The sequence below is a fragment of the Arthrobacter sp. MP_M4 genome, from assembly GCF_035984855.1.
GTDB lineage: Bacteria > Actinomycetota > Actinomycetes > Actinomycetales > Micrococcaceae > Arthrobacter.
In genome coordinates this window covers 431,822-454,914 of the sequence record NZ_JAXCHX010000001.1, presented here as the reverse complement: position 1 = coordinate 454,914, position 23,093 = coordinate 431,822, and the positions used below count along the sequence as shown (strand labels likewise).

The following is a 23,093-nucleotide window of genomic DNA, read 5'->3' as shown; positions in this document are numbered from 1 at the left end:
CGAAACCACTGGCCGGCACACCCACCGACGCCACGAGCCGAAGGACAACGATGTCTGACACCACGAGTTCCGGAACTGCCGCACTGAGTGATCTGGAGATTGCGCAGAAAGCCACCATGGTGCCGATCGAGGAGATTGCCGAGGCGGCCGGGATCAACGCCGGTGCGCTGGACTTCCACGGCCGGTACAAGGCGAAAATCGACCCGGCCAGGCTCACGGGCCGGGAAGCAAGCGGCGTGGGCCGTACTCCGGGCAAGGTGGTGCTGGTGACCGCGATGTCGCCCACTCCCGCGGGGGAAGGCAAGTCCACCACCACGGTGGGGCTCGCCGACTCGTTGGCCCGCGCCGGCCACAAGGTGATGATCGCCCTGCGCGAGCCGTCGCTCGGACCGATCCTGGGCATGAAGGGCGGCGCCACGGGTGGCGGGTACTCCCAGGTGCTGCCGATGGACGAGATCAACCTGCACTTCACCGGCGATTTCCACGCCGTCACCTCGGCGAACAACGCCCTCATGGCGCTTGTGGACAACCACATTTACCAGGGCAACGAACTGAACATCGACCCGCGCAGAATGACCTTCAAGCGCGTGCTGGATATGAACGACCGCGCCCTGCGTGAGGTGGTGATCGGTCTCGGCGGGCCCACCCAGGGCATTCCGCGGCAGGACGGCTTCGACATCACCGTGGCTTCGGAGATCATGGCGGTCTTCTGCCTCGCCACGGACCTGGCGGACCTCCGGGAGCGGCTGGGCCGCATTACCTTCGGATACACCTACGACCGGCGGCCGGTCACGGTAGCGGAGCTGGGGGTGCAGGGAGCCCTGACCCTGCTGCTCAAGGACGCCATTAAACCGAACCTGGTGCAGACCATCGCCGGCACCCCGGCCCTGGTCCACGGCGGCCCGTTTGCCAATATCGCGCACGGCTGCAACTCCCTGATTGCCACGCAGACCGCGCGCAGCCTCGCGGACATCGTCGTCACGGAGGCGGGCTTCGGCGCGGACCTCGGCGCGGAGAAGTACATGGACATCAAGTCGCGCGTCGCCGACGTCGCCCCGTCCGCCGTCGTGATCGTCGCGACTATCCGCGCCCTGAAGATGCACGGCGGCGTCGCCAAGGACCAGCTCAAGGTGCCGGACCTGGACGCGCTGGCTGCCGGCGTCATCAATCTTCAGCGGCATGTGCGGAATGTGGAGAAGTTCGGCATCGCGCCGGTGGTGGCGATCAACAAATTTGCCACCGATACGGATGAGGAGCTGGCGTGGCTGCTGAAGTGGTGCGCCGCGGAGGGCGTCCAGGCTGCTGTGGCCGACGTCTGGGGCCGAGGCGGAGGCGGCGACGGCGGCGACGAGCTCGCGGCCAAGGTCGTAGCGGCCATTGCCGCGCCGCACTCTTTCCGGCACCTCTACCCGCTGGACATGTCGGTAGAGGACAAGATCCGGACAATCGTCCAGGAAATCTACGGCGCCGACGGCGTGGAGTTCTCCGTTCCGGCACTCAGGCGGCTCGCGGAGATCGAGAAGAACGGCTGGTCCGGGTTCCCGGTCTGCATGGCCAAGACCCAGTACTCTTTCAGCGACGACGCCACCAGGCTGGGCGCGCCGAAGGGGTTCACCGTCCATGTCCGCGACCTCATTCCCAAGACCGGGGCCGGGTTCATCGTGGCCCTCACCGGGGCGGTCATGACCATGCCGGGGCTGCCGAAGGTGCCGGCGGCGATGCGCATGGACGTTGACGCCGCCGGCAACCCGGTCGGCCTCTTCTGACCCGGTTGCGCTATCACTCTTGGCTGCCATTTTCGGTGAATAACCACCAGGAGTGATAGCGCAACGGGCCCCTGTGGATAGCCGAAGCGGGCATCCGGCGTTCGGATAAGAATGGTGGGGATGCGCCCACCAGCTCACGTGCCGACTCACCTCGCCGCCGCTCCGTTCACCGTCTATGGGGCGCGGGCTGCCGCCCTGGGCAGTGCCCGGCTCCGCGCCTCCGATTTCGCGGGGGCCGGTCGGCTGCTCTATCTGCCGGCCGGCTGGGAGTTCGAACTCCGCGGGCTGGCGCGCGCCCTGCCACCGCGACGCCGGGCGGCTGGATATCGCACCCGCATCTCAACGCCCGCCCGGACGTGGCTGGATCTCGCCCGCATCCTGCCCCTGCCGGACCTCGTGGCCGTCGGCGACCAATTGGTGCGCCGGAGACGTTCCCGCGCCTGGCGCTGAGCGCTGCCGGGCTGCCGGAACCGGAGCTGCAGCTCCGGATCGTGCCGGGCGATCCCTTTTCCCCCGCTGCTGATCTTGGCTACCGGAGGCAAAGGGTCGCCATCCAGTACGACGGCGGCCACCACCGTACGCGCGAACAAAACAGTCCCGCGACAATCGCCGCGACGAATCGTTCAACGCGGCCGGGTGGCGTTATTTCAAGGTCAACGCCGACGATCTGGCAGAGGACCTCCGCGGCGCTTGCCGACGGGTCCGGCTCGCCCTCCACGGCCGTTAAACGCCGGTTGCCCTATCACTTGTGGCGGTCAAACCGAGGGTTTGAGCACCGGAAGTGATAGGGCAACCGGAGGAAGGGAGGGCTTGTTAGCGCTCCAGGTCTCCGCGGATGAAAGCCTCAACCTTTTCGCGGGCGAGGTCGTCGTTGAACTGCTCCGGCGGGGACTTCATGAAGTAACTCGATGCGGAGAGCAGCGGGCCGCCGATGCCGCGGTCCAGGCCGATCTTGGCGGCGCGGATGGCGTCGATGATCACGCCGGCGGAGTTCGGTGAGTCCCAGACCTCGAGCTTGTATTCCAGTGACACCGGGGCGTCGCCGAAGTTGCGGCCTTCGAGCCGGACGAAGGCCCATTTGCGGTCATCGAGCCACTGGACGTAGTCCGACGGGCCGATGTGGACGTCTTTGGCGGCCAGCACGGCTTCGACGTTGGACGTCACTGCCTGCGTTTTGGAGATCTTCTTGGACTCGAGGCGGTCGCGCTCCAGCATGTTCTTGAAGTCCATGTTGCCGCCGACGTTCAACTGGTACGTGCGGTCCAGGGTGACGCCGCGGTCCTCGAACAGTTTGGCCATGACGCGGTGGGTGATGGTGGCACCGATCTGGCTCTTGATGTCATCGCCCACGATCGGCACGCCGGCGGCGGTGAACTTGTCCGCCCACGCCTTGGTGCCGGCGATGAAGACCGGCAGCGCGTTGACGAAGCCAACACCGGCGTCGATGGCGCACTGCGCGTAGAACTCGGCGGCTTCCTGCGACCCGACGGGCAGGTAGCACACCATCACGTCGACATTGGCGTCCTTGAGGGTCTGGACGACGTCGACCGGCTCCTCCGTGGACTGCTCAATCGTCTCGAGGTAGTACTTGCCGAGTCCGTCGAGGGTGGGGCCGCGCTGGACGGTGACACCGGTCGGCGGGACGTCGGCGATCTTGATGGTGTTGTTTTCGCTGGCCAGGATGGCCTCGGACAGATCCAAGCCCACCTTCTTGCCGTCAACGTCGAATGCGGCAACGAACTCAACGTCATTGACGTGGTACTTGCCGAACTCCACGTGCATCAGCCCCGGGATCGTTGCGGCGGGGTCGGCATTGCGGTAGTACTCAACGCCCTGGACCAGCGAGGTGGCGCAGTTACCTACGCCGACGATTGCAACACGAATCGGATGTGAAGACACGGAACTCCTTTGAGAACAACTTCATGTGCCCGGCGCGGAAGCGCTCTTGCTGCACGACGGCGGCAGCGGGCACGGCGCCATACGGCACCCTTAGCATTGTAGTCAACGGTGCGGCGGCCCAAGTTGTTCCCGGCCGCCGCACCGCTTGCAGGACCCGCAGGGTGCGCGGAGTCGATGCTGGCTACTTCTGGGCCCACAGATTAATGTCGGACTCGACGGCGAACTCGTCGATCGCCGTCAGCTCCCCGGGGGTGAAGTCAAGGTTCTCAACAGCCGACAGGGTGTCCTCGAGCTGGCGGACACTGGACGCGCCCACCAGCGCGGACGTCACTGAAGAACCCTTGCCCTGTTCGCGCAGAATCCAGGCGATCGCCATCTGGGCCAGGGACTGGCCGCGGCTCTCGGCGATCTTCTGCAGGCCGCGCACCCGGTCCAGCTTGTCCTCTGTGATGGTGCCCTCATCCAGGGATTTCGCTTGGGCGGCGCGGGAGCCGGCGGGAATCCCGTTCAGGTACCGGTCGGTCAGCATGCCCTGGGCCAGCGGTGAAAAGGCGATCGACCCGGCCCCTGCCTGCTCCAGCGCCTGGTACAGGTTGGGGCTGCCGTTTTCGGTCCAGCGGTTCAGCATGGAGTAGCTGGGCTGGTGGATCAGCAGCGGAGTGCCGAGCTCCTTCAGAATCCGGGCGGCTTCGAGGGTCTGCTCCGGCGTGTACGAGGAGATGCCCGCATACAAGGCCTTGCCGGAGCGGACCGCGGAGTCCAGGGCACCCATGGTTTCCTCCATGGGCGTGTCCGGGTCGGGCCGGTGGCTGTAGAAAATGTCCACATAGTCCAGGCCCATCCGGGTCAGCGACTGGTCCAGGCTCGCCAGGAGGTATTTTCGGGAACCCCATTCACCGAACGGACCGGGCCACATGTTGTAGCCGGCTTTGGTGGAGATGATGAGCTCGTCCCGGTAGGGTGCGAAGTCATCCTTGAGGTGCCTGCCGAAGTTGGTTTCGGCTGAGCCGGCGGCCGGCCCGTAGTTGTTGGCCAGGTCGAAGTGGTTGACGCCGAGGTCGAAGGCCCGGCGCAGGATGGCGCGCTGGATCTCGAACGGCTTGTCGTCCCCGAAGTTGTGCCAGAGGCCCAGGGAGATCGCGGGAAGCTTCAACCCGCTGCGGCCCACCCGGCGGTACGGCATGGTGTCATAGCGGGTTTCTGCTGCAACATACGTCATAGCGGCAATCCTGTCTTAGCTGGAGATGATGGCGGCGCTGTGGCCGGGGAGTTCGAGCTGGCCGCCTTCAAGGCGCGCGGCGCCGTCGGTGGCGAGGGCCAAGGTGGAACCGCTTACGGCAAGTCGGCGCGGCTCGGTGGAGAAGTTCAGCGCCACCTCCACACTGCCCCGGCGCAGGCGGAGCCAGCGGTCCGCTTCGCTGAACGCCACCGCGGTGTCCTCGAAGCCTAGCCCGGCAAGCTCCGGCATCGAACGCCGGAGCGCGATCAGGTTCCGGTACAACTCCAGCAGGCGGGCGTGGTCGCCCTCGGCGGATTCTGCCCAGTTGAGCTTGGAGCGGGTGAACGTCTCCGGGTCCTGCGGGTCAGGCACGACGGCGGGGTCCCAGCCCATCCGTTCGAATTCCTTGATCCGGCCTTCCGCGGTGGCCTTTCCCAGCTCCGGTTCCGGGTGCGAGGTGAAGAACTGCCACGGGGTGGTGGCACCGTACTCCTCACCCATGAACAGCATCGGGGTGTAAGGCGAGGTCAGGACCGCGACGGCGGCGAGTGCCAGCTGCCCGTACCCGAGCGTCTGGGAGAGCCGGTCGCCGGTGGCCCGGTTGCCGATCTGGTCGTGGTTCTGGCTGCAGACCACCAGCGCAGCGGGGTGGACCACACCGGTGTTGATGGGGCGGCCATGGTGCCGGCCGCGGAAGCTGGAGTAGCTGCCGTCGTGGAAGTACCCGTCAACGAGGACCTTTGCCAGGGCCTCCAGGGATTCGAAGTCGGCGTAGTAGCCCTCGGCCTCGCCGCTGACGTTGACGTGGACCGCGTGGTGGAAGTCATCGCTCCACTGCCCGGCCAGGCCGTAGCCGTTGACGTCCCGCGGGTAAAGCAGCCGCGGATCGTTAAGATCCGATTCGGCGATCATGGTGGCGGGCCGTCCGGTTTCTGCCGCGACGGTGTCCGCGAGGGCACCGAATTCCTCCAGCAGGTGGACTGCCCGTTCGTCCTTGAAGGCGTGCACGGCATCGAGCCGGAGCCCGTCCACATGGTAGTCCCGCAGCCACATGGCGGCGTTCTCAAGGATGTAGGCGCGCACGACGTCGGATCCGGCGTTGTCGAGGTTCACCGAGTCACCCCAGGTGTTGCCCTCCCCCGATTTCAGGTACGGACCGAAGCGCGGAAGATAGTTGCCGCTGGGCCCCAGGTGGTTGTAAACCACGTCCTGGATGACGCCCAGCCCGGCAGCGTGGGCGGCATCCACGAAGCGCTGGTAGGCGGCCGGTCCGCCGTAGCCCTCGTGCACGGCGTACCAGAGGACACCGTCGTAGCCCCAGTTATGGGTGCCGTTGAAGCCGTTGACCGGCAGCAGCTCCACGAAGTCGACGCCGAGGTCCGCCAGGTAGTCAAGTTTCCCGGCCGCAGCATCCAACGTGCCTTCGGGGGTGAAGGTGCCGATGTGCAGCTCGTAAATCACGGCGCCCTGCAGCGCCCGGCCCTGCCAGGCCCCGTCCGCCCACTCGTGGCTACCGGCGTCGAAGGTCCGGGAGAGCGAATGGACGCCGTCGGGCTGCCGCTGTGACCGGGGATCCGGCAGCGGTGTGGTGTCCCCGTCCAGCAGGTAGCCGTAATCCACCTCGCCCGTGGCCGGGGCGTCCGTCGCCGTCCACCAGCCGCTCCCGTCTGAGCCTCCGATGGCACCGCCGACTGCCCGCGGCGTCATCGGGTACTGCTGGCCGCCGGCGAGCAGTGTCACGGCGCCGGCCTCCGGCGCCCAGAGGTCGAAGCGTGCATTTGGCTTGGCAGGCAAGGTCATTGACTATTTTCCGTTCGCGTTCGGTGGTTCAATCAGCGCTTTGCCGGGACGAGCAAGGCAATCGGGTAACTGCCGAGAACCTCGGCGAGCAGCACGGAGCCCGGCCCGAAGGTGGCGCCTGTCAGTTCATCGGTCATGGCATCGGCCAGGTCGATGGCGGTATCCCGCCAGCCGCCCTGCTGTTCCAGACCGCGGGGCAGCCGGGTAGCCAGCGTCACGGCGCCGGCCCCTGCTGCGCTGCCACGGTCGAAGCCGACCAGGTGCCCGGCCGCCGCCCCGGTGGCCGTGAGGGCACGGTAGCCCGTGAACAGCTCGGGCCGGTCGCGGCGCAGACGCAGGGCCCGCGAGGTGACCAGGAGTTTTGCCGCCTCGTCCAGGTACGACGCCGGCCGCTCACCGGCGTCGAGCGCTGCCAGCGCCGCGCGCCGCGCACCGTAGTCGAACGGGCGGCGGTTGTCCGGATCGGTCAGCGAGCGGTCCCAGAATTCGGTGCCCTGGTACACGTCCGGCACCCCGGGCATGGTGAGCTGCACCAGCTTGGCGCCGAGGGAGTTAACGGCCCCGTACGGGGACAAGAGCTCCACCAGGGATGCCAGTTCCGCCCGGACCTCCGGGTTGTCGAAGGCCGCGTCGACTGCGGCGGCCAACTTCTCCTCGAAGGCGGCGTCCGGGTCCAGCCAGTCGGTGGAGTTGCCGGCCTCACGGGCCGCCTTCTGGGCGTATGACTGCAGCCGTTCGCGGTCGGCAGGCCAGGCGCCGGCGAGGGCCTGCCACAGCAGGTTCGCCAGCGGCCCGTCGGGCAGTGGCGCGAGCTCCTGCAGCCGGGCCAGCGCCGCCTGCCATTCCGGCGCCAGTTCCGCAAGCACGGAAATCCGGGCCCGGGTATCCTCGCTGCGTTTGGTGTCGTGCGTGCTCAGCGTCGTCATGGACAGCGGGATGGTTGCCTTGCGGCGCGTCATCCGGCGGTGGAATTCCTCCGTCGACACCGAGAACTCGGTTGGGTCGGCCCCGACCTCCGTCAGGGTGCCGAGCCGGGTGTAACGGAAGAAGGCGGTGTCCTCCACGCCCTTGGCCATCACCATGCCGGAGGTCTGCTGGAAGCGGCGGCCCAGTTCGGCACCGGCGTCCAGGAGCAGGGGCTGCAAGAGCCCGACGGCGTCCGCCAGTTCGGGACGCCGGCGGACTGCGAGTTCGCAGGCCTCCTTCAAAACGCCAGCGCCCTCGGGGAGGTAGCTGCGGTAAACCGGGAAGGCGGCGATGATCTCCGACAGGGCGTCGGCGGCACGTTCTGCGCCGAGACCCGTCCCGGCGGGCACCAGCCGGGCCAGCCGCAGCATCTCGGAATGCAGGATGCCGTCGGTGATCCGGCGCTTGGTGCCCCGGATCATGTCGTCGTAATCCGCGACGACGCCGCCGCGCAGCTCCGTGTCGAGCGCATCAAGCGGTTCCTGCCCGGCGGGATCGACGAAGAGCCGGTCCACGTCCGCGAGGGCGTCGTAACCGGTGGTTCCCTCGCAGTCGAAGCTGGACGGAAGCTCCTCTCCCGGTTCGAGGATCTTCTCGATCAGCAGGTAGCTGCCGCCGGTGACCTCGCGGAGCCGGTGCAGGTAACCTTCCGGGTCGGCAAGGCCGTCCGGGTGGTCGATGCGGAGTCCGTCGACGAGGCCCTCGCTGAACCAGCGCACGATTTCGGCGTGGGCTTCGTCGAAGACCTCCGGGAGTTCGACCCGGATGCCGGCCAGGCTGTTGACGGCGAAGAACCGGCGGTAGTTCAGGTCGTTGTCGGCCCGGCGCCAGCCGACCAGCTCGTAGTGCTGCCGGTCGTGGACCTCGCGCGGATCATCACCTGCGGTATAGGTGCCCTCGGCCAACGGGAAACGGTGGTCGTAGTACCGCAGCTCCCCGTCCTTGATTTCCAGGGCGGCGACGTCGGAGTCCTCCCCCAGGACAGGGATCCGGACCCTGCCGGCACCGAAGTCCCAGTCGACGTCGAACGCGGCAGCGTAGCGGGACTGCTTTCCCTCTTGGAGCAGGGACCACCACCACGGGTTCTGTACCGGCGTCGCCACGCCGACGTGGTTGGGCACGATGTCAACGAGCACACCCATGCCGGCGTCATGCGCCGCCTTCGAGGCGGCGGCAAGGCCCTCCGCGCCGCCCCGGTCGGGGTCGATCGCGGAGGGGTCGGTGACGTCGTAGCCGTGGTCCGATCCCTTTTCTGCGGTAAGGATCGGCGAGAGGTAGATCCAGTCCACGCCGAGCGATTTCAAGTACGGCACCGTCTCGGCAGCGTCCTGGAGGGTGAAGCCGGGCCGGATCTGCAGCCGGTAGGTGGAGACAGGCGTCCTCATTCGGCGGCTTCTTTCGCGGCGACGGTTGCGGCGGCTTCCTCCTGGGATTCCACCATCTCCTCAAAGGCGTCCTCGTGCTCGGCCATGGAGGCCAGCGAAGCGGCAGCGGAGTAGTCGACCTCGACCTCGGGACCGGAGTGGGCCCGCAGTACCACCATCGACTTGGCGGCCAGCTTGACCACCGAACCCGCCTTCAGCGGATTCTCGGTGTCAGCCTGGTCCGCGGTGTCCACGAGCACGTCCCAGAACCGGGAGTACTCGTCGGCCGGCAGGGCGAAGTCCACGTCGTCGTCGTGGGCGTTGAAGCACAGCAGGAAGCTGTCGTCGGTGATCCGGCGTCCGCGGGAGTCCTGCTCCTGGATGCCGTCTCCGTTGTAGAACACGCCGATGGTCCGGCCGAAGCCGCTGTCCCAGTCCTCCGGGAGCATTTCGGTGCCGTCTGTCTTGAGCCAGACGATGTCCGGCAGCTTCTCGCCCTCACCACGGCGCACGGGGCGGCCGTCGAAGAAGCGGCTGCGCCGGAACGTCGGGTGGTCGTGGCGGATCTTGGTAACCACGGCAGTGAATTCAACCAGCGGCTGATCCATCGCTTCCCAGTGGATCCAGCTCAGTTCCGAATCCTGGCAGTAGGTGTTGTTGTTGCCCTGCTGGGTGCGGCCCAGCTCATCGCCGTGCAGCAGCATCGGCACGCCCTGGGAGAGCAGCAAAGTGGCGATGAAGTTGCGCTGCTGGCGGGCGCGGAGGGTCAGGACCTCGTCGTTGTCCGTGTCCCCCTCTTCGCCGCAGTTCCAGGAGCGGTTGTGGGATTCGCCGTCGTTGTTGCCTTCGCCGTTGGCGTCGTTGTGCTTCTCGTTGTAGGACACGAGGTCGCGCATGGTGAAGCCGTCGTGGGCGGTGACGAAGTTGATCGAGGCCACCGGGCGCCGGGCGGAGCTTTCGTACAGGTCGGCGGAGCCGGTGAGGCGGGACGCGAATTCGCCCAGGGTGGAGGCCTCGCCGCGCCAGAAATCGCGGACGGTGTCGCGGTACTTGCCGTTCCATTCGGTCCACTGCGGCGGGAAGTTGCCCACCTGGTAGCCGCCCGGGCCGATGTCCCACGGCTCGGCGATGAGCTTGACCTGGGAAACGATCGGGTCCTGCTGGATGAGTTCGAAGAACGTGGACAACTTGTCGACGTCGTAGAACTCGCGGGCGAGGGTGGAGGCGAGGTCGAAGCGGAAACCGTCGACGTGCATTTCCGTCACCCAGTAGCGCAGGGAGTCCATCAGCAGCTGGAGGGAGTGCGGGTGCCGGACGTTGAGCGAGTTTCCGGTTCCGGTGTAATCCATGTAGTGCTTCTGGTCGTCATCCACCAGCCGGTAGTAAGCCTGGTTGTCGATGCCCTTGAAGGACAGCGTGGGGCCGAGGTGGTTGCCCTCCGCGGTGTGGTTGTAGACCACATCCAGGATCACCTCGATGCCGGCCCGGTGCAGGTCGCGGACCATGGCCTTGAATTCCTGGACCTGGTGCCCGACGTCGCCGGAGGAGCTGTAGCTGTTCTGCGGCGCGAAGAAGCCAATGGTGTTGTAGCCCCAGTAGTTGTTGAGGCCCTTCTCCTCGAGCGTGCCGTCGTTGACGAATTGGTGCACAGGCATGAGTTCGATCGCGGTGACGCCGAGCTTCTTCAGGTGATCGATGACTGCCGGGTACGCGACGCCGGCGTAGGTGCCGCGCTGCTCCTCGGGGATCTCGGGGTGGAGCTCGGTCAGGCCCTTGACGTGCGCCTCGTAGATGACCGACTGGTGGTACGGGATGCGCAGCTGGCGGTCGCCGTCCCACTCGAAGAAGGGGTTGATGACCACGCCGTGCATGGTGTGCGGCGCCGAATCGGCGTCGTTACGGGAGTCGGGGTCGCCGAATTCGTAGGTGAATAGCGCGGGATCCCAGTCGATCTGCCCCTGTACTGCCTTGGCGTAGGGGTCCATGAGGAGCTTGTTCGGGTTGAAGCGATTGCCGTTTTCGGGTTCGTACGGGCCGTGGACACGGTAGCCGTACTTTTGTCCGGGCTGGACGTGCGGCAGGTAGCAGTGCCACACGTAACCGTCCACTTCGGTCAGCTCGATCCGGGTTTCGGTCAGGTCATCGGCGAGGATGCACAGCTCCACCCGCTCGGCGCGTTCGCTGAACAGCGCAAAATTGGTGCCGGTGCCGTCAAAAGTGGCTCCCAGCGGGTAAGCCGTTCCGGGCCAGACTTCCATGTGTACTCCTCGTGCGTGGCGATATTTCTCTAGACAGACTACTGGTAAGTAGGGTTACTACTTACTTCGGCGCACTGGCGTGCGGCATTGTTACAGCGTTTTCATGACCTCCCCAACGGATGCGGCGACGTCCGACGCCGTCACCGGACCGCCGCCGGAAGCGCGGCTTCCAGCGCGGCCGTGGACGCTGGCGGCCAAGGCAGCGATGCCGGCCCACCGCTCAGCCGCGGGGATGCCCCGGTCAGCGAATGCGCCGGAGCTGTCCGCCAGTTGTGCCAGCAGGGACCCAAGCACACCCGCCAGGACATCGCCGCTGCCGGCCGTGGCCAACCAGGGGGTCGCCTCGGCCTGGCTGAAGACGGAGCCGGACGGCGCAGCGACCAGCGTGGCGGCGCCTTTGAGCAGCACGGTCGCGCCGGTCAGGGCGCTGGCTTGCCGGGCGGCCGGGAGGGTGGCGTCCTCGACCCCGGTGCGGCCGGGTTCGGCGCCGTACCGGGCCAGCAAGGCGGCAAGTTCGCCTGCATGCGGGGTGAGTACGAAGTGCGGTGCCAGGTCCAGGGGCAGGGCCGGCAGCGCCCCGGCGTCGGCGACCACGGGCAAGCCCGTAGCGGCCGCCTCGCGGACCCGCTGCAGCTGGTCGCCGGCCTGGTCGTCCAAGCCCGGTCCCAGCAGCCAGGCCTGCACATGCGCATCAGCGGCGCTGCCAAAGCTGCACACCACTTCCGGGCAGGACCGACGGACCAGGTCCGCCACCTCCGGCGGCCCGAAGTACCGGACCATGCCTACACCGGACGCCAGAGCACCGCGGCAGGCCAGGACCGCGGCGCCGGGATAGCGCTGGGAACCGGCCACGACGCCCAGGACGCCGCGGGAGTACTTGTGCGCGCGCCTCTCGGGATGGGGAAGCAACGCAGCCAGGTCTCCGGCCTCCAGCCGGCGCACCGCCGGCACCGGCAACGCAGCCTCGATGCCGATGGGAACGACGTGGACACGGCCGGCGAAGTCGGCCCCGGGATCGGCCAGCAGGCCGGCCTTGGCGGCCCCGAACGTGACAGTCAGCTCTGCGCGGAGCACGGGGGCGTGGGCTGCTCCGGTATCGGCGTCCACGCCGCTGGGGACGTCGCAGGCAACCACCAGCCCGGACCGGGACTGCGCCAGCGCTTCGATCAGCGCCGCGGCAGGGCCCCGGAGTCCGCCCTGCGCGCCGGTGCCCAGCACGGCGTCCAGGACAACCCCGGAGCGCGCGGCGTCAGCCGCCGCGGCGGCGGCGTTCTCCGCCGTCAGGCGTATCACCCGGCCTCCCGCCGCGGTGAAGGCCGCAAGCCCTTCCTGGTGGGCATCGCCGGCGGTGAGCACCGCCGTCGTCCGCATGCCGCGGCGGGCCAGCATCGCGGCGGCGAAGAGACCGTCCCCGCCGTTGTTGCCTTTGCCGGCGAGCACGGTGACGCTGCCGCCGTTCAGGCGCCTGCCGCGGGCCCGGAGTTCGCGGACCACCGCGTTGGCCAGCCCGTAGGCGGCCCGCTGCATGAGAGCAGGGCCCAGCCCGTCATCCAGAAAGCGCTGCTCAGCCGCTCGTATCTGGGTTCCGGTGTAGGCGCTGATCATCGTTTCAATCCATTCGCGGTGCTGTCGCTGCGGAAAGTGAAGCTCTGGGCAGGGCCGCTGTCAGCCCTCGGCAATGACTGTCGCTGTAGCGATGCCGCCATCGTGGCTCATCGACAGGTGCCAGCGCTTGACGCCTTTCGACGCCGCCACGGCCAGCACCGTGCCTTTGACCTGGACGGTTGGACCGTTTTGGTCCAGGCCGATCCAGCAGTCTTGCCAGTTCATGCCCGCCGGGGCACCCAGGACTTTGGCCACGGCCTCCTTGGCCGCGAACCGGGCGGCCAGGGACCGGGTGTTCAATTCACGCTCTGCGGGGACGAACAATCTGTCCCGCAGCCCGGGGGTGCGCTCCAGCTGCCGGCCGAACCGTTCAATGTCTACGACGTCTACGCCAATGCCAACAATCATGGCGCTATTCTACGGTCACGCTCTTGGCGAGGTTGCGCGGCTGGTCCACGTCATAACCCTTCGCGGAGGCCAGGGCCAGCGCGAAGATCTGCAGCGGAACGGTGCTGAGCAGGGGCGCAAGCAGAGTGGGGGTCTCCGGGATGTAGAAGACGTACTCGGCGTAAGCCTTGACCGCCTCGTCGCCTTCCTCCGCGATCACAATCGTCTTGGCGCCGCGCGCCCGGACTTCCTGGATGTTGGAGACGACCTTGGCGTGCAGAGAGTCGCGGCCGCGCGGCGAGGGAACCACCACAAACACCGGCTGGCCTTCCTCGATCAGCGCAATGGGGCCGTGCTTGAGTTCACCGGCAGCGAATCCCTCTGCGTGGATGTAGGCGAGCTCTTTGAGCTTGAGCGCCCCCTCCATTGCCACCGGGAAGCCGACGTGGCGGCCCAGGAACAACACGGACTTGGCCTGGGCCATGGACTGGCCGAGCTCCTTGATCTGCGCCTCGTTGTCCAGGATCTGCTGGATCTTGGCGGGGATCTTGTGCAGGTCCGCGAGGATGTCCTTGATCTCGCCCTGGAACTTGTTGCCGCGCAGCTGGGCCAGGTAGAGGCCCAGGAGGTAGGCGGCGGTGATCTGCGCCAGGAAAGCCTTGGTGGAGGCGACGGCGATTTCCGGTCCGGCGTGGGTGTACAGCACGGCGTCGGATTCGCGCGGGATGGTCGACCCGTTGGTGTTGCAGATGGACACTGTCTTGGCCCCCTGCTCCTTGGCGTAGCGGACGGCCATCAGGGTGTCCATGGTCTCGCCGGACTGGGAGATGGAGACGATGAGGGTGTTTTCGTCCACGATCGGGTCGCGGTAACGGAACTCATGGGAGAGCTCCACCTCGGTGGGAATCCGGCACCAGTGCTCAAGGGCGTACTTGGCCACCTGTCCGGCGTAAGCGGAGGTTCCGCAGGCCAGGACGATGATCTTGTTGACGCTCTTAAGCAGCTCCGGATCAATCCTCAGCTCGTCCAGGGTCAGCTTGCCGTCAATGTCCGAGCGGCCCAGCAAGGTCTGCAGGACTGCGTCGGGCTGGTCGTGGATTTCCTTCTCCATAAAGGAGGGGAAGCCGCCCTTTTCCGCTGCTGCCGGATCCCAGTTGACGTGGTATTCCTTGCCTTCGGCCGGGGCGCCGTAGAAATCCGTGATCTCCACGGTGTCGGCGGTGATGGTGACGATCTGGTCCTGGCCGAGTTCGACGGCGCGGCGCGTGTAGTCGATGAAGCCGGAGACATCGGAGCCGAGGAAGTTCTCGCCGTCGCCGAGGCCGACAACGAGCGGGGAGTTGCGGCGGGCCGCCACGACAACGTCCGGCTGGTCCGCGTGCACGGCGAGGAGTGTGAAGGCGCCCTCGAGTCGCTGGCAGGCCAATTGCATGGCTTTGGTGAGGCCGCCCTTGGCCGGGTCGCCTTGGAGCTGGTTCCGGTAGATGTCGCCCAGGAGCGCGGCGGCTACTTCGGTGTCCGTCTCAGAGAGGAATGTGACGCCCTTGCGCACCAGCTCCAGTTTGAGCTCGGCGAAGTTTTCAATGATGCCGTTGTGGATCAGAGCCAGCGCGCCCTCGTCGGCCAGGTGCGGGTGGGCGTTATGGTCCGTCGGTCCGCCGTGGGTGGCCCAGCGGGTGTGACCAATGCCGGTGAAGGACTCGGGCAGCGGGTTGGCTTCGAGTTCGGCAATCAGGTTGTTCAGTTTGCCCGACTTCTTACGGGACGAGATAGTGCCGTCGGCGACGACAGCGATACCGGCGGAGTCGTAGCCCCGGTACTCCAACCGCCGCAGCCCCTCAAGGACGACGTCCAAGGCATTGTGTCCAGCATTTACCCGGCCAGCGGAGTGGCCTACATATCCAACGATTCCACACATGGCCCCAAGCCTAGCGGGTTTCCTACACAGCCGACGGAGGATGAGCTTGCGCCACGCGCCTGCCCAGCGCGTTCTGGGCGGGCGTCGGGGCCCTCATTTCGCTCTCGGCCCGCCGGAGGGCAGAATCTCTATGGTGACTTTGCAACGCAATGAAGCGAACGGCGACGGCGCCTCCCCGTTCGTGGAGCTGGACCGGCAGACCTGGTCCCGGCTCGCTGCCCAGATGGAGCAGCCCCTCAACCAGGAGGATGTACTGCGTCTCCGCGGCCTCGGCGATCCGCTGGACATGAAGGAAATCCGCGAGGTCTACCTTCCGCTGTCACGGCTGCTGCACCTGTACGTCGAGGCTGCCGGCCAGCTCCACGCGGCCACCACCACCTTCCTGGGCGAGCAGACCCAGCGCACACCGTTCGTGATTGGCGTCGCCGGCTCGGTGGCCGTGGGCAAGTCCACCATCGCCCGCGTGCTCCGCGAGATGCTCCGCCGCTGGCCGGGCACCCCCAATGTTGAGCTCATCACCACAGACGGCTTCCTCTACCCGTTGGCGGAACTGAGGCGGCGTCAGTTGCTGGAACGCAAGGGATTCCCCGAATCCTATGACCGCCGGGCGCTGCTCCGCTTTGTGAGCGAGATCAAAGGCGGCGCCGAGGAAGTCCGGGCGCCGTGGTACTCCCATGTGACGTACGACATTGTCCCCGGCAAGGAAGTGGTGGTGCGCCGCCCCGATGTGCTGATCGTCGAAGGACTGAACGTCCTGGCCCCGGCCCGGCCGCGGCAGGACGGACGGCAGGGCCTGGCTTTGAGTGACTTCTTCGATTTTTCGATCTATGTTGATGCCAAAACGTCCTACATAGAGGAGTGGTACGTGGACCGCTTCCGCAAGCTCCGGACCACCGCGTTCGCGCAGCCCGAGTCCTATTTCCACCGGTATGCCACACTCTCGGACGCGGAGGCGGAGCAGACGGCCCGCGAGATTTGGAAACGCATCAACGAACCGAACCTGGAGGAGAACGTACTGCCAACCCGCGGCCGTGCGCAGCTGGTCCTCACCAAGGACGCCGACCATTCCATCCGCCGCATGCTGCTGCGCAAGGTGTAGCACGCGTGTGCCAGAACGATTCCGGGGGGCGTCGGCTTCCGCCGGAAAGCACCTCTGGCACGGCCGGCACCCCGGGCAGGCGGGCCTTCACCCGACTGCTGCTGGCTGGAACGTCCCTCGCAGCCGTGAGCGCCTGCACCCCGGAAGGCTCCAGGCCGGCGACGTCCGCCCCCGCGCCGTTGCCAACGCCGGCCCAGGGAAGCACTATGGCATCGTCGGCCGCCACCCCTTCCGCTGCCCCGGCGCCGGCCAGTCCTGCCGCATCGGCACCGGCAACGGGTCCGCCGTCGTCCGCCGAAACGCCGCCGGCCCGGCACTCGCTCACCGATCCGGCGAGCCCGTGGGTGGTGGTGAACAAACACCGGCCACTCACCCCCGCCACGTTTGTTCCGGCCGACCTGGTCCGGCCGCGCGTGCGTCTGGCCACCTCGGGGGAAGCCGCACAGTTGAACAGCACGACGGCGGGGGCCGCGGAGGCGATGTTCGCCGCGGCCGCGGCCGCCGGCGTCGTTTTGACCCTCGCAAGCGGTTACCGTTCCTACACCACCCAGATCGCGACCTACAACAACTGGGTGGCCACGGAGGGCCGGGCCGCCGCGGACACGGCCTCAGCACGGCCCGGCTACTCGGAGCACCAGACAGGCTGGTCCTTCGACATCGGTGACGGCAGCGGCCGGGACAGTTTCACCCCGGCGTTCGCCAACCAGCCGGCAGCGGTCTGGGCAAAGGCCAAAGCCCATTTGTTCGGCTTCATTGTGCGCTACCCGTGGATGTTCCACGAGATCACCGGCTACTACTACGAGCCCTGGCACTTGCGCTACGTGGGCGTGGAGGCAGCGGCGGAGATGCACGGGCGCGGCGTTGCGACCCTTGAGGAGTACTTGGGCCTCGAAGCCGCGCCGGGCTACCCCTAGCGCCGCATCCCAGGTTCCAAGCCGGTCCCAACGCGGCTCCTGCCCCCGGCGATTCGGGCAGTCCGCCCGGGTGGGTTAGTTTTGAGCATATGCTGACAGGATTTAAGAACTTCATTCTCAAAGGCAACGTGGTGGATCTTGCCGTCGCAGTCATCATTGGTGCCGCTTTCGGCGCCGTTGTTACGGCACTGGTCCAGAGCGTTTTCATGCCGTTCATCGCGGGCCTGACCGGCGCACCCAATTTCGACAGCTTTGCCGTCGTTACCCTGAACGGCAACGACATCAAGTTCGGCGTGCTGTTGACCGCCATCGTCAATTTCCTCCTGATCGCGGCCGCCATCTACTTCGTCGTCGTCATGCCCATGAACCACATGATCGAGCGGCGCAACCGCCGGCTCGGCATAACTGCGGGCGTGAAGGAAGAGGCCGCGGAGGATCCGCAGATCGCCTTGCTCACCGAAATCAGGGACGCTCTCCGCTCGCAGCGAACTCTGTAGGCGTTCCGCGCACCGCCGGCGTCTTAGGGGCTGGAAGCCCGTCTCTCGCTCCCGGGGAGGCCATCCCGGTAAGCCGGGGAACTGCAGCCAGGAGGGTCAGTGGGATAAGGCCCACCAGTACCGGGGATGCCAGGACCATGGCGGGAGCCAGCAGCAGCGGCCACTGCTTGCGCGCACCAACCAGCACCAGAACCACCGCCAGCAGGCAACGCAACAGGAAGCTTATCCGGGTATCCGGAGTGCCATCCCTGTGATCGACCAGAAACTGCAGCCAGGCCTGCCATGCCGCCGGATCCAAAGCGTAGAAGACGAGGACGACCAGCGCCAAGCCGCCTACGCCCTGGCCGAGTAGGCGCCACTCGCCGCGCACCGCGAACCAGAGGAGGCCGACGCCCGCCGTGACTTTCGTCAGGATCGGAAAGGCCCACATGGCCGGCTTATGCAGGCCCACAGCAGCCGCCGCGGCCAGCAGTATGTAAATGTTTCCGACCACGATCTCAGGGAGGCAGAGCATAAAGGCGGGGACCGACCAGCGGCGCTGCAATGGCTTGAGAAGCCAGCAAAGGACCGCCGCTTCGAGGCAGATCCACAAGGCGAGAAAGAGGTGCCAAGGGAGCAAGGCCAGGGGCCTCAACACCGTCACGAAGGCGGGCGAGTACAGGTACGCGTCCCTTTCGCCCGGAGCCCTTCCGTAGACAAGTTCTCCCTGGGCCGCGAGCCAGTACGCGTGGGCGTCCTGTCCCAGTGCATCAGTGAGGACAGCCGCTTTGAGCGACATGTACGCCAATAGCAGCCCCAGGGGCCAGATGAGGACAAGCGCCAGCATCATAAACAGCGGGTACTTTGACGCGAAGTCAGGCCAGCTTCGTGGCAAACCGTCGATGACGTGTGCTCGCGTGCGTGAAAGTTTCCCCATCCCCAGATAGTGCCATGCCGCGGCCCCGCCGGCTTTGAAGCACCGCCTGCGGCCTCGGCGTGGCTTAGTCCGAGACGAGTGCGAGGGCCAGTTCCGTGCGGACTACCAGCGCAAGTTCCTCGGCGACAGCCTGGGCCGTTACTTGATCGGCTGCTTCCACCATGACCCGCACCACCTGTTCGGTCCCGGAGGGACGCAACAGGACCCGGCCGGTGTCGCCGAGTTGAGCTTCGGCGAGGGCGACCGCCGCCGCCACGACGTCGTCACCCTTCACCCGGGTGCGGTCCACGCCCCGGACGTTGATGAGGACCTGCGGAAGTTTTGTCATCACCGCGGCCAGGTCCTTCAGCGATCGGCCCGTGAGCGCCACCTGCGCTGCCAGTTGCAGGCCGGTAAGGACACCGTCGCCGGTGGTGGCGTGGTCGGCGAAGATGACGTGCCCGGACTGTTCGCCGCCGAGGTTGAAACCGCCCTCCCGCATCCCTTCCAGGACGTACCGGTCCCCCACGCCCGTCTCGCGCAGGTTGATTCCGGCTTCGCGCAGGGCAATCTTGAGTCCGAGGTTGCTCATCACCGTCGCCACGAGGACGTCGTCCTTGAGTTTGCCGGATGCTTTCAGCGCCACCGCGAGGATGGCCATGATTTCATCGCCGTCCACCTCGGAACCCTCGTGGTCCACTGCCAGGCAGCGGTCCGCGTCGCCGTCGTGGGCGATGCCGAGGTCTGCACCGTGTTCCAGGACCGCGTGCTTCAACGGACCCAGGTGGGTGGATCCGACGCCGTCGTTGATATTGAGGCCGTCCGGTTCGGCGCCGATGACGATGACCTCGGCGCCGGCGTCCTTGAATACCTGGGGGGAACAGCCGCTGGCGGCGCCGTGGGCGCAGTCCAGCACCACTTTGATCCCTTCCAGACGGTGCGGGAGGGTACCGAGCAGGTGGACGATGTAGCGGTCCTCCGCGTCGGAGAAACGCTGGATCCGGCCCACCTCGCCACCGACCGGGCGGAAAGGCTCCTTGCTCATTTGGTCTTCGATCGCATCTTCGACGGCGTCGGGGAGTTTCTGGCCACCGCGGGCGAAGAACTTGATGCCGTTGTCCGGCGCGGGGTTGTGCGAGGCGGAGATCATTACGCCGAAGTCCGCGTCCAGGTCGGCCACGAGATAGGCCGCAGCCGGGGTGGGCAGGACGCCGGCGTCATAGACGTCGATTCCGGAGCTGGACAGCCCTGCTTCCACGGCGGCCGCGATGAATTCGCCGCTGGCGCGGGGGTCGCGGGCCACCACGGCGCGCGGCCGTGTTCCGTTTATGTTGCGGTCATGGCCAAGCACGACTGCGGCGGCCTGGGCCAGCTGCATCGCCAGCTCGGCCGTCAGCAGGCCGTTCGCCAAACCCCGGACACCATCTGTTCCAAATAATCTAGACATCGGCTCAAGTTTAGACGATGGGACGGGCGCCTCGGCCCCCGGGGCGCCCGACGGGCACCGTGGCGCCGCCGGAAATTGGATCTTTACCGGTTTAAAGAACGAAAGCCCGCCCCGCCACGAGGGACGGAACGGGCTTTCGAAAGCGGGATGAGCGCTTGGGGATCCGAGCGCTGAAAAGCGCTGCGGGTCCCAAGCTGTGGTCGCGTCAGCGGCCACAGCTTGGGGAAGCGCTGTTTAGCGCTTGGAGTACTGCTGTGCCTTACGGGCCTTCTTGAGACCGGCCTTCTTGCGCTCGATGACGCGGGCGTCACGACGCAGGTAACCGGCCTTCTTGAGGGTGGCGCGGTTGTTCTCGGTGTCGATCTCGTTCAATGAACGGGCGATGCCGAGGCGCAGGGCACCGGCCTGGCCGGAAATGCCACCACCGTGGATGCGGGCAATGACGTCGTAGGCGCCGTCAAGATCGAGGATCTTGAAGGGCTCGTTGACGTCCTGCTGGTGCAGTTTGTTCGGGAAGTAGTTGGCCAGTTCGCGGCCGTTGATGGTCCACTTGCCGGTACCCGGCACAATGCGGACACGTGCAACGGCTTCCTTGCGACGGCCAACTGCTGCGCCGGCAACCGTGAGGGCCGGGCGTTCCTTCTTGGGCGCTTCTGCTTCCGCAGCACCGCTTTCCGAGGTGTAGCTGGTCAGGTTTTCCTCAGCCACAACGGCCTCGGTGGTCAGTTCTTCGTTCTGAGCCACGATTCTCCTTGATTAAAAGTTTGTTGGTGGCCAGGACTACTGGGCGACCTGGGTGATTTCGTACGTCTTGGGCTGCTGTGCGGCGTGGGGGTGCTCGGCACCCTTGTACACCTTCAGCTTGCCCAGCTGCTGTGCAGCGAGGGAGTTCTTCGGGAGCATGCCCTTGATGGCCTTCTCCACGGCGCGGACCGGGTTGGATTCCAGCAGCTCCGCGTAGGTGACGGAGGTCAGGCCGCCCGGGTAGCCGGAGTGGCGGTATGCGCGCTTCTGCTCGAGCTTGGCGCCGGTGAGGGCGACCTTTTCAGCGTTGATGATGATGACGAAGTCGCCCATGTCCATGTGGGACGCAAAGGTGGCCTTGTGCTTGCCGCGCAGCAGGATTGCGGTCTGGCTGGCAAGACGACCAAGGACAACGTCGGTGGCGTCAATGACGTGCCACTGGCGGTTGATATCGCCGGGCTTCGGGGTGTACGTACGCACGGTGTTTGCCTCGTTCTTGTTCTGGCGTTCTTGTTTTAGGCGTCACTCGGGGGTGCACCTACTATCTATGCGCTACCGGAACAGAGGTGAGGGCTCTATGTAACCAGTCATCCCATGGTCTCGAATGTGCACGTTGGATAGTCATCCTGCAACCGGATTTCCAAGCGGGCACGCATCATCGAGAAGGACACGCACAACGACTACCAAGAATAGCCGATGACGTGACGTTGGGTCAAAATGGGGTGTCCCCGTACAGGGGCACGGTCCGGACAAATACCTTCGCACCGTTTCAGCCAAGGAGTTACTTTGTCCCCCTCAGGTATGGCAGCCAGCGCCGGGCCACTGCTCGCCCTGGCCGCAGGGGTGGCCGGTATTTTCGCCAGCAGACTTAGTGAGCGGATGATCGCCCGCGTGATCCCGCGCCTTGGGCCCATACCGGCCCGAGGGACCAGAACGGCGACGGCGGCATTGTCGGGCCTCCTTTGCGCCGCTCTGGCGCTGCGGTTCGGCATGGACTGGCAGTTGCCGGCCTTCCTCGTGTTGGGCGTGCTCGCCGTTCAGTTGGCCCGCATTGACCTGGCCCTTCATCTCCTGCCGAACCCCCTGGTGGGTGCTCTGCTCTTCACCGGCTTGGGGCTCCTGGCGGTCAGCAGCGCCGCCTCCGCGGAATGGTCCCCTTTTCTCCGGGCAGCGGCCGGCGCCGCGATTCTCTTCGTCGTCTTCCTGCTCCTGGCCGTCATGTCACCGAACGGCATCGGCATGGGCGACGTGAAGCTCGCCGCTCCGGTGGGCTTGTACCTCGGGCACCTGGGCTGGGGCCAGCTCTTTTACGGCGGTGCCCTTGGGTTCGTGGTTGGCGGAATTTTCACCCTGATAATTGCCCAACGGGCCAAACCGGACAAACCTGCTGAAGTGGCTTTCGGCCCCGCGATGCTGGCGGCCGCCCTGGCTCTTGCCCTATTCGCGTCGTAGGGGCTGCCAAGGCCCTGCAACAACCCACTGCCAGTGCACCGCAGGCGCAGGAAACGGGCGGAAGGCAAGCCTTGGCGCAGGTTGTGCGCAGGCCGGGGCTAAAGCGCCGCAGCGGGCTCTACTGTGGCTTCAGAGCTGGCGCTGGGCCAGCCGATTTATTCTCCAGGGGTCCCAATGTTCGCTCGTCTGGCAGCAAGCCTGCACACACTCGGTTTCACTCTCCAGTCCCGCCTCCGCAACGACGAAAAGGGCGCCACCGCCGTCGAATACGGCCTCATGGTCGCCTTGATCGCCGTGGTCCTCGTTGTCGGTGTGGGCGCCTTCGGCGGTCAGCTCAACACCTTCTTCAACGGCCTCAAAGTGAAGATCGGTTTCTAGCCACCTTGATCCACTGCTGACCGGCTCGAGTGGCGCGGCGGGTTCGGGGCTGGCCTTCATTCGTCCCACTCTCAAGAAAGAAGCAATGGAACGATCAAAGTCCGAACGCGGCGCGGCCGCGGTCGAGTTTGCCTTGGTCGTTCCATTGCTTCTTTTGCTTCTTCTGGGGGTCATCGAGTTTGGCCGGGTCTTCAACGCCCAGCTTCAACTCAGCGCCGCCGCCCGGGAGTCGGTCCGCGTCATGGCGATTCAGAAAGACCCCGGTACAGCCGTCGGCGCGGCAATTGCCGGGGCGCCGAACCTCCGCCCCCTCCTCACCGCCGGAAACGTGCTGGTCACGCCAACCTCCTGCGGGTCCACCACGGATGTGACGGTCACCATCACCTATTCGGTGCAGCTGCTGTCGGGCCTCTTCGGTGCCACCGTTCCACTCACCGGGCGGGCGGTCATGCGATGCGGCGGCTGAGCACCGGCGAGGACGGTGC

General features: G+C 66.4%; 20 protein-coding genes. 8 read left to right on the top strand and 12 right to left on the bottom strand.

The features are described from left to right. The first annotated feature begins 50 nt into the window (after positions 1–50). Together RCH15_RS02255 and RCH15_RS02250 are read left to right on the top strand one after the other, a co-directional pair. On the top strand, positions 51–1,766 hold the full coding sequence (locus RCH15_RS02255; RefSeq protein WP_326957589.1) for a formate--tetrahydrofolate ligase: 1,716 nt from the start codon (positions 51–53) through the stop codon (positions 1,764–1,766). 120 nt (positions 1,767–1,886) lie between these two features. After that, complete coding sequence (locus tag RCH15_RS02250; RefSeq protein WP_326957587.1) at positions 1,887–2,216, top strand: hypothetical protein; 330 nt, start codon at positions 1,887–1,889, stop codon at positions 2,214–2,216. A 363-nt stretch (positions 2,217–2,579) separates the two neighbouring features. On the opposite strand, the gene RCH15_RS02245 is transcribed toward RCH15_RS02250, so the two are convergent. The 8 genes from RCH15_RS02245 to glmS form a co-directional block, all read right to left on the bottom strand. Beyond that, positions 2,580–3,665 carry an inositol-3-phosphate synthase gene (locus tag RCH15_RS02245; RefSeq protein ID WP_326957585.1) on the bottom strand — a complete coding sequence of 362 codons (1,086 nt, stop codon included), beginning with the start codon at positions 3,663–3,665 and terminating at the stop codon, positions 2,580–2,582. A 181-nt stretch (positions 3,666–3,846) separates the two neighbouring features. Then, the gene (mgrA, locus tag RCH15_RS02240) at positions 3,847–4,884 is read right to left on the bottom strand and encodes an L-glyceraldehyde 3-phosphate reductase (protein ID WP_326957583.1); all 1,038 of its coding nucleotides are present in this window, start codon (positions 4,882–4,884) and stop codon (positions 3,847–3,849) included. A 15-nt stretch (positions 4,885–4,899) separates the two neighbouring features. Beyond that, positions 4,900–6,684, bottom strand: a complete 1,785-nt coding sequence (treZ, locus tag RCH15_RS02235; protein WP_326957581.1) for a malto-oligosyltrehalose trehalohydrolase — start codon at positions 6,682–6,684, stop codon at positions 4,900–4,902. A 32-nt stretch (positions 6,685–6,716) separates the two neighbouring features. Then, entirely contained in the window at positions 6,717–9,035 is a 2,319-nt protein-coding gene (treY, locus tag RCH15_RS02230; RefSeq protein WP_326957579.1) for a malto-oligosyltrehalose synthase, read from the bottom strand. Continuing rightward, the gene (gene glgX, locus RCH15_RS02225; protein ID WP_326957578.1) at positions 9,032–11,272 is read right to left on the bottom strand and encodes a glycogen debranching protein GlgX; all 2,241 of its coding nucleotides are present in this window, start codon (positions 11,270–11,272) and stop codon (positions 9,032–9,034) included. The genes treY and glgX overlap by 4 nt, the downstream gene beginning before the upstream one ends. 90 nt (positions 11,273–11,362) lie before the next feature. After that, entirely contained in the window at positions 11,363–12,877 is a 1,515-nt protein-coding gene (locus RCH15_RS02220) for an NAD(P)H-hydrate epimerase (protein ID WP_326957576.1), read from the bottom strand. Between the two features lie 60 nt (positions 12,878–12,937). After that, the gene (locus tag RCH15_RS02215) at positions 12,938–13,285 is read right to left on the bottom strand and encodes a holo-ACP synthase (protein WP_326957574.1); all 348 of its coding nucleotides are present in this window, start codon (positions 13,283–13,285) and stop codon (positions 12,938–12,940) included. Positions 13,286–13,289: 4 nt separating this feature from the next. Continuing rightward, positions 13,290–15,182, bottom strand: a complete 1,893-nt coding sequence (gene glmS / locus RCH15_RS02210) for a glutamine--fructose-6-phosphate transaminase (isomerizing) (RefSeq protein WP_326957572.1) — start codon at positions 15,180–15,182, stop codon at positions 13,290–13,292. Between the two features lie 130 nt (positions 15,183–15,312). On the opposite strand from glmS, the gene coaA reads away from it, so the two are divergent. From coaA to mscL, 3 genes are all read left to right on the top strand, one after another. Continuing rightward, on the top strand, positions 15,313–16,281 hold the full coding sequence (gene coaA / locus RCH15_RS02205; protein WP_326957570.1) for a type I pantothenate kinase: 969 nt from the start codon (positions 15,313–15,315) through the stop codon (positions 16,279–16,281). A gap of 206 nt (positions 16,282–16,487) precedes the next feature. After that, positions 16,488–17,195 (top strand): M15 family metallopeptidase, encoded by a 708-nt coding sequence (locus tag RCH15_RS02200; protein WP_326957568.1) that lies wholly within the window; start codon positions 16,488–16,490, stop codon positions 17,193–17,195. Between the two features lie 89 nt (positions 17,196–17,284). Further along, a complete protein-coding gene (gene mscL / locus RCH15_RS02195; protein WP_326957566.1) occupies positions 17,285–17,692 on the top strand; it encodes a large conductance mechanosensitive channel protein MscL in 408 nt (135 codons plus the stop codon). On the opposite strand, the gene RCH15_RS02190 is transcribed toward mscL, so the two are convergent. From RCH15_RS02190 to rplM, 4 genes are all read right to left on the bottom strand, one after another. Continuing rightward, complete coding sequence (locus RCH15_RS02190; RefSeq protein ID WP_326957564.1) at positions 17,658–18,608, bottom strand: glycosyltransferase family 87 protein; 951 nt, start codon at positions 18,606–18,608, stop codon at positions 17,658–17,660. The two genes, mscL and RCH15_RS02190, sit on opposite strands and share 35 nt — an antisense overlap. Positions 18,609–18,672: 64 nt before the next feature. Then, on the bottom strand, positions 18,673–20,034 hold the full coding sequence (gene glmM / locus RCH15_RS02185; protein WP_326957561.1) for a phosphoglucosamine mutase: 1,362 nt from the start codon (positions 20,032–20,034) through the stop codon (positions 18,673–18,675). A 234-nt stretch (positions 20,035–20,268) separates the two neighbouring features. Further along, entirely contained in the window at positions 20,269–20,778 is a 510-nt protein-coding gene (rpsI, locus tag RCH15_RS02180) for a 30S ribosomal protein S9 (protein WP_326957559.1), read from the bottom strand. A gap of 36 nt (positions 20,779–20,814) precedes the next feature. After that, entirely contained in the window at positions 20,815–21,258 is a 444-nt protein-coding gene (rplM, locus tag RCH15_RS02175) for a 50S ribosomal protein L13 (RefSeq protein WP_024367145.1), read from the bottom strand. Positions 21,259–21,564: 306 nt separating this feature from the next. On the opposite strand from rplM, the gene RCH15_RS02170 reads away from it, so the two are divergent. From RCH15_RS02170 to RCH15_RS02160, 3 genes are all read left to right on the top strand, one after another. Beyond that, positions 21,565–22,230 carry an A24 family peptidase gene (locus tag RCH15_RS02170; protein ID WP_326957555.1) on the top strand — a complete coding sequence of 222 codons (666 nt, stop codon included), beginning with the start codon at positions 21,565–21,567 and terminating at the stop codon, positions 22,228–22,230. Positions 22,231–22,404: 174 nt separating this feature from the next. Further along, the gene (locus RCH15_RS02165) at positions 22,405–22,608 is read left to right on the top strand and encodes a Flp family type IVb pilin (RefSeq protein ID WP_326957552.1); all 204 of its coding nucleotides are present in this window, start codon (positions 22,405–22,407) and stop codon (positions 22,606–22,608) included. Between the two features lie 85 nt (positions 22,609–22,693). After that, on the top strand, positions 22,694–23,074 hold the full coding sequence (locus tag RCH15_RS02160) for a TadE/TadG family type IV pilus assembly protein (RefSeq protein ID WP_326957550.1): 381 nt from the start codon (positions 22,694–22,696) through the stop codon (positions 23,072–23,074). Positions 23,075–23,093 lie beyond the last annotated feature (19 nt).

Coding starts and splice junctions, on each gene's coding strand:
- glgX (WP_326957578.1), bottom strand. CDS start 11,272: ATGGAAGTCTGGCCCGGAACGGCTTACCCGCTGGGAGCCACTTTTGAC.
- RCH15_RS02165 (WP_326957552.1), top strand. CDS start 22,405: ATGTTCGCTCGTCTGGCAGCAAGCCTGCACACACTCGGTTTCACTCTC.
- treZ (WP_326957581.1), bottom strand. CDS start 6,684: ATGACCTTGCCTGCCAAGCCAAATGCACGCTTCGACCTCTGGGCGCCG.
- RCH15_RS02220 (WP_326957576.1), bottom strand. CDS start 12,877: ATGATCAGCGCCTACACCGGAACCCAGATACGAGCGGCTGAGCAGCGC.
- RCH15_RS02255 (WP_326957589.1), top strand. CDS start 51: ATGTCTGACACCACGAGTTCCGGAACTGCCGCACTGAGTGATCTGGAG.
- glmM (WP_326957561.1), bottom strand. CDS start 20,034: ATGTCTAGATTATTTGGAACAGATGGTGTCCGGGGTTTGGCGAACGGC.
- RCH15_RS02190 (WP_326957564.1), bottom strand. CDS start 18,608: ATGGGGAAACTTTCACGCACGCGAGCACACGTCATCGACGGTTTGCCA.
- mscL (WP_326957566.1), top strand. CDS start 17,285: ATGCTGACAGGATTTAAGAACTTCATTCTCAAAGGCAACGTGGTGGAT.
- treY (WP_326957579.1), bottom strand. CDS start 9,035: ATGAGGACGCCTGTCTCCACCTACCGGCTGCAGATCCGGCCCGGCTTC.
- RCH15_RS02160 (WP_326957550.1), top strand. CDS start 22,694: ATGGAACGATCAAAGTCCGAACGCGGCGCGGCCGCGGTCGAGTTTGCC.
- RCH15_RS02250 (WP_326957587.1), top strand. CDS start 1,887: ATGCGCCCACCAGCTCACGTGCCGACTCACCTCGCCGCCGCTCCGTTC.
- mgrA (WP_326957583.1), bottom strand. CDS start 4,884: ATGACGTATGTTGCAGCAGAAACCCGCTATGACACCATGCCGTACCGC.
- coaA (WP_326957570.1), top strand. CDS start 15,313: ATGGTGACTTTGCAACGCAATGAAGCGAACGGCGACGGCGCCTCCCCG.
- RCH15_RS02200 (WP_326957568.1), top strand. CDS start 16,488: ATGGCATCGTCGGCCGCCACCCCTTCCGCTGCCCCGGCGCCGGCCAGT.
- glmS (WP_326957572.1), bottom strand. CDS start 15,182: ATGTGTGGAATCGTTGGATATGTAGGCCACTCCGCTGGCCGGGTAAAT.
- RCH15_RS02215 (WP_326957574.1), bottom strand. CDS start 13,285: ATGATTGTTGGCATTGGCGTAGACGTCGTAGACATTGAACGGTTCGGC.